The sequence below is a fragment of the Methylomagnum sp. genome, from assembly GCF_054333355.1.
The window spans coordinates 1-4942 of record NZ_JBTEKS010000334.1 but is presented as its reverse complement, the minus strand read 5'-3'; the positions used below and the strand labels follow the sequence as shown (position 1 = coordinate 4942).

The window sequence follows — 4942 nt, the reverse complement described above, 5'->3', positions numbered from 1 at the left end:
CCAGGCCATGCGGGGCTTCGCGGCTGCTTACAAGGGTGTGCAGGAGGGCGCTTTGGGCGCGGGAAAGAACGATCGGGGGAGTCGGCCGGGCCATCTACAAAAGCATCAATTATCCAATCCATTTCGAGATGGCGGTACTAGAGTGCTTTCAATGCCCATCTACGGGCGACAGGGATTGTGGGTTGCGCTTTGGCCCGATCCTGCCGTCCCGCTTTTATCGTTATCGGGCTAAAGCCCGACCTGCACCCGCTTCGTGTGATCGAAGTGGCGCATGTTAAAGGCGGCAAGCCATACAGTGTTCCGCTATGCCGCGTCATCATGGTGCGTGGCGCTTGCCACAGCCCGGCGGAAGGCGTTGCCGCCGACCCTCATGCCTATCCATGGCGGTGAATCGCGAGGCTTGCTTGCACCACGCTGGCGCAATCAGGCGGTTTTCGGACCAGCCGCCCCATTTCCCGCCCATACGCCCCGTTGCCCCCCATTTTTCTTGGTTAAATGCCGGTTCGTACTGAATGTGGTCCCTGAGCCGAATCCGCCTCGAGTCTGACCTTCCTCCCCGCAGACATTTTGTTTCGTGGATTGAGTCATAATGGTGCATAAGCCGCTGGGTGGCATATTTCGGCTCAATCCCGCCAAAGCCTAAGCGCCCGCAATCCAGCGCTCACAGGGCTGCCTGATCATCCCCTTGGCCCCCAAATTGCTTGCATCGCACCATGAACTTCGACGACACCGCGACGCTTTATCCACGGATACTGGACCATCTCACCGATGCCGTCCTGTTGTTCGACCCGGCTTGCCGCTTGGTTTACGTGAACATGGCGGGGGAAATGCTCTTCGCCGTCAGCGCCCGGCAAGTGCTCGGCATGAGGGCGAAGGAAATCTTCCTGCTCTACGACAAGACCATCGAAGACGATCTCAAGCGCGCTCTACGGGATGGCGAATCGCTGACCAAGCGCAACCTGGCGCTGGGTGCGCCATCCCAACCCATCACCGTGAACCTGACCATCGCGCCCATGCTGGAACAGGATCGGCCCGTGGCGGTGCTGGTGCAGCTTGAGCAGGTGGACCGGCATTTGCGCATCTCCATGGAGGAACAGCTCATGGCGCAGCAGAACGCCGCCCGGATGCTGCTGCGGGGGCTGGCCCACGAGATCAAGAACCCGCTCGGTGGCCTCAGGGGCGCGGCGCAATTGCTGGACCGGGAGTTGGGTGACGAGGAGCAGCGGGAGTACACCAAGATCATCATGGAGGAGTCCGACCGGCTGCAATCGCTGGTGGACCGGATGCTGGCGCCCAACAAGCCGCCGCGCAAAAGCCGCCTCAACATCCACCGCGTGTTGGAGCGGGTCCGCCAGTTGGTGCAGGTGGAGGCGCCGTCCGGCGTGGTCATCGAGCGCGACTACGACCCCAGCATTCCCATGGTCCTCGGCGACGGCGACCAGCTTATCCAAGCCATCCTGAACATTGTCCGCAACGCCGCCCAGGCGGTGGGGCAGAAGGGCCGGATCGTCATCCGCACCCGCATTCATCGCCAAGTGACCATCGGCCATCGGCGCAGCCGCCTCGCGATCAAGCTGGACATCATCGACGACGGTCCCGGCATCAAGCCCGAACTCATGGGCCAGATTTTTTACCCGATGGTGACGGGCCGCGCCGATGGCACCGGGCTGGGCCTGTCCATCGCCCAATCCCTCATCAATCAACACGGCGGACTGGTGGAATGCAGCAGCGAGCCGGGCAATACCGTTTTTTCAATTTTCTTGCCTTTGGAGAAGGACCATGAGTAACGCGGCCCAAGTCTGGGTGGTGGACGACGACCGCTCGATTCGCTGGGTGTTGGAGAAGGCGCTGCAAAAGGCCGCCATCCAGGCCCGCAGTTTCCCCAGCGCGGGCGGGTTGCTGGACGCGCTGGACGTGGGCAAGCCCGACGCCATCCTGACCGACATTCGGATGCCCGGCATGGATGGCCTGGAACTCCTCCGCCAGTTGCAGGAGAAGTGCCCGCAATTGCCGGTCATCATCATGACCGCCCATTCGGACTTGGAAAGTGCCGTGTCGGCCTTCCACGGCGGGGCGTTCGAATACCTGCCCAAGCCCTTCGACGTGGACGACGCCGTGGACTTGGTGCGCCGCGCCTGCGCCCAGACGCAGCGCCAACGCCAGGAGAAGGCGGTGCCCGCCGCGCCGGAGAAGACCCCGGAGATCATCGGCGAAGCGCCGTCCATGCAGGAGGTGTTCCGCGCCATCGCCCGGCTGGCCCGTTCCCACATCACCGTCCTCATCAACGGCGAGTCCGGCACCGGCAAGGAACTGGTGGCCCGCGCCCTGCACCGCCACAGCCCCCGCGCCGACAAGCCCTTCATCGCCCTCAACATGGCGGCGATTCCCCGTGACTTGCTGGAATCCGAGCTATTCGGCCACGAGCGCGGCGCCTTCACGGGCGCCCAGGCGCGGCGGGCGGGACGTTTCGAGCAGGCCGACGGCGGCACCTTGTTCCTGGACGAAATCGGCGACATGCCCGCCGATTTGCAAACCCGCTTGCTGCGCGTGCTGGCCGATGGCGAGTTCTTCCCGGTGGGCGCCCACACGCCGGTGAAGGTGGATGTGCGGATCATCGCCGCCACCCATCAGAACCTCGACCATCTGGTGTCGGAAGGCCGGTTCCGCGAGGACTTGTATCACCGCCTCAACGTCATCCGCATTCATTTACCGCCGCTCCGCGACCGGCGTCAGGATATTCCGCTGTTGCTGCGGCATTTCTTAAAAGAAGCCAGCCTTGAATTGAAGGTGGAAACCAAAAGCCTGCTGCCCGATGTGGAGGCTTATCTGTGCCGCTTGGACTGGCCCGGCAATGTCCGCCAGTTGGAGAACACCTGCCGCTGGATCACGGTCATGGCGGCCGGCAAGGATGTCCATCTGGACGATCTGCCGCCGGAGTTGCTGCACGTTAAGACCGAAGCCTCGCCGGTGGCCGACGGCTGGGAGGAGAGCTTCCGGCAATGGGTCGAGCAGCGCGTCAAGCGGGGCGACCACAATGTGGCGAAGGAAGCCATTGAATCCGCCGAGGGCATCCTGATCACCACGGCCTTGCAGGTGACGCGGGGTCGTCGGCAGGAAGCGGCCAAGCTCTTGGGCTATGGCCGGAATACCTTGACGCGGAAGATCGCCGAGTTGAGCTTGGATGTGTGAGGAGCCTTTGAGACGCTGAAAATGTCTATGATGGCGACCCCTCATGTCCATGAAGGAGTCTGCCATGCACTGGAACATCGCTCAGGCCAAACAGCGCTTTTCGGAAGTCGTCAAACAAGCCGCCGCCGAACCGCAACTGATCTATAACCGTAACCAGCCCGTCGCCGCGCTCATCAGCGCCGAGGATTACGCGGCGTTCGACGCTTGGCGGAAGACCCAAGCGAAGCCACCCACCCTGGCGGAAGATTTCGATGAGCTTCGCCAACTCTTGCTGGCGGAGGGATTCGAGGACGGGCTTGAAATTCCCGCCCGCATTGATCGGCCCAACACTTTCGTCGAGGCGTTGGAGGGGGAATACGGTGCTTTACCTCGTTGACACCAACATCATTAGCGAGCTTGCCCGTCCAGCGCCCAATCCTGATGTGGTGCGGTGGGCCGGGAGCGTCGAGCGGCATGGCATCTCCGTGGTCAGCCTAGAGGAAATCTGGTTCGGTATTGCCCGGCGTCCCAGCGTCCGGCTGCACGTCTGGCTGAAAGGCTATTTGGGTCGGCACGAAATATTTCCAGTGACGGAAGCCATCGCCCAGCAGGCCGGTGAACTTCGGGGAGGGTTTTCCAAACGTGGCATTGCCCGCTCGCAGGCCGACATGCTCATCGCCGCCACCGCCAAGATTCATGGCCTCACGTTGGTGACGCGCAATGTCCGCGATTTTGAAGGCTGTGAAATCGGTCTCTTGAATCCCTTCGCCGCTCCGCCATGAATTTATCGTGACGGGGCATTCACTGAATTTCTTCCCCATCCCCCGCGTCTAAGCACATGAATTCGTGCCCGACTGGCCACCGTCGTCGGGCCGAAGGCCATCAAGCTAAATTCTTATCCGCCGCCGAAAGCGCTATGATTGAATCTAGGCGCCGCGTTGGGCGGCCGATATCCACTTCATGGGGAGTCGATCATGCAAGTAGTCACGGACAATCAAGACGGAAAAACCATATTAAGGCTCAAGGAAGAACGGCTGGACGCGCATAACTCCGGCGACCTCCGGGACCGCATCCTCAAGCAACTGGAAGGCGGCGACACCCGGCTGGTGGTGGATTTGTCGGACGTGCGGTTCATCGACAGCTCGGGGCTGGGTGCCCTGCTGTCGGGCTACAAGAACGCCACCCTCCGGTCGGGCACCTTCGTCCTCGCCAGCCTACAGCCCCGGGTCCAGTCGATGTTTGAGCTGACCCGCCTGCACCGGGTGTTCGAGATATTCCCAAGCGTCGAGGAAGCCTTGAGCAAGGCGTAACCCGGAGAGCGGCCATGTGCGCCGAGAGCGTCATCCATCTGGAGATCGTGGTTCCCAACGAAACCCGATACTTGAGCCTGATCGGCAACATCGCCGAGGAAGTGGCCCGAACGCTGGAAGACTACACCGGCGACCGCGAAGACCTCGCCTATCACCTCAATCTGGTCTTGACCGAAGCGATGGTCAACGCCATCGAGCACGCGCCAGCGGACGACAAGCACACCGTGAGGGTGTGCATCCAGATCAAGGACAAGCGCCTCAACATTCACGTCTACGATCAAGGCCGGGGCTTCGACCTGGAAGCCGTGCCATCGCCGGACTTCGACCTGCTAAACGAGCGGGGCCGGGGCATCTTCCTGATTCGCACCCTCATGGACGGCGTGGACTACCGCAAAACCGAGGGCGGCAATGTGCTGGAGATGCACAAGGAGTTGGCTTAGATCGGCAGTGGCGGGGGGGGGGGG

The 4942-nt window shown here is 62.0% G+C and carries 6 protein-coding genes; all 6 read left to right on the top strand.

The genetic code is table 11. The features are described 5' to 3' along the window. The first annotated feature begins 713 nt into the window (after positions 1 to 713). The 6 genes from glnL to ACXWUF_RS18600 all read left to right on the top strand — a co-directional run bounded on the left by glnL (position 714) and on the right by ACXWUF_RS18600 (position 4918). Entirely contained in the window at positions 714 to 1787 is a 1074-nt protein-coding gene (glnL, locus tag ACXWUF_RS18625) for a nitrogen regulation protein NR(II) (protein ID WP_458496094.1), read from the top strand. Beyond that, positions 1780 to 3189, top strand: coding sequence for a nitrogen regulation protein NR(I) (gene ntrC, locus ACXWUF_RS18620; protein ID WP_458496093.1), 1410 nt, complete (start codon positions 1780 to 1782; stop codon positions 3187 to 3189). The genes glnL and ntrC overlap by 8 nt, the downstream gene beginning before the upstream one ends. A 64-nt stretch (positions 3190 to 3253) precedes the next feature. Beyond that, positions 3254 to 3565 carry a type II toxin-antitoxin system Phd/YefM family antitoxin gene (locus ACXWUF_RS18615; RefSeq protein ID WP_458496092.1) on the top strand — a complete coding sequence of 104 codons (312 nt, stop codon included), beginning with the start codon at positions 3254 to 3256 and terminating at the stop codon, positions 3563 to 3565. Next, positions 3549 to 3950 carry a PIN domain-containing protein gene (locus tag ACXWUF_RS18610; RefSeq protein ID WP_458496091.1) on the top strand — a complete coding sequence of 134 codons (402 nt, stop codon included), beginning with the start codon at positions 3549 to 3551 and terminating at the stop codon, positions 3948 to 3950. The genes ACXWUF_RS18615 and ACXWUF_RS18610 overlap by 17 nt, the downstream gene beginning before the upstream one ends. A 192-nt stretch (positions 3951 to 4142) precedes the next feature. Then, a complete protein-coding gene (locus ACXWUF_RS18605) occupies positions 4143 to 4478 on the top strand; it encodes an STAS domain-containing protein (protein WP_458496090.1) in 336 nt (111 codons plus the stop codon). A 14-nt stretch (positions 4479 to 4492) separates the two neighbouring features. Further along, complete coding sequence (locus ACXWUF_RS18600; RefSeq protein WP_458496089.1) at positions 4493 to 4918, top strand: ATP-binding protein; 426 nt, start codon at positions 4493 to 4495, stop codon at positions 4916 to 4918. Positions 4919 to 4942 lie beyond the last annotated feature (24 nt).

Bases quoted from the DNA above. Each gene is read 5' to 3' on its own strand.
- ACXWUF_RS18615 (WP_458496092.1), top strand. From the start codon at position 3,254: ATGCACTGGAACATCGCTCAGGCCAAACAGCGCTTTTCGGAAGTCGTC.
- ACXWUF_RS18600 (WP_458496089.1), top strand. From the start codon at position 4,493: ATGTGCGCCGAGAGCGTCATCCATCTGGAGATCGTGGTTCCCAACGAA.
- ACXWUF_RS18605 (WP_458496090.1), top strand. From the start codon at position 4,143: ATGCAAGTAGTCACGGACAATCAAGACGGAAAAACCATATTAAGGCTC.
- ntrC (WP_458496093.1), top strand. From the start codon at position 1,780: ATGAGTAACGCGGCCCAAGTCTGGGTGGTGGACGACGACCGCTCGATT.
- glnL (WP_458496094.1), top strand. From the start codon at position 714: ATGAACTTCGACGACACCGCGACGCTTTATCCACGGATACTGGACCAT.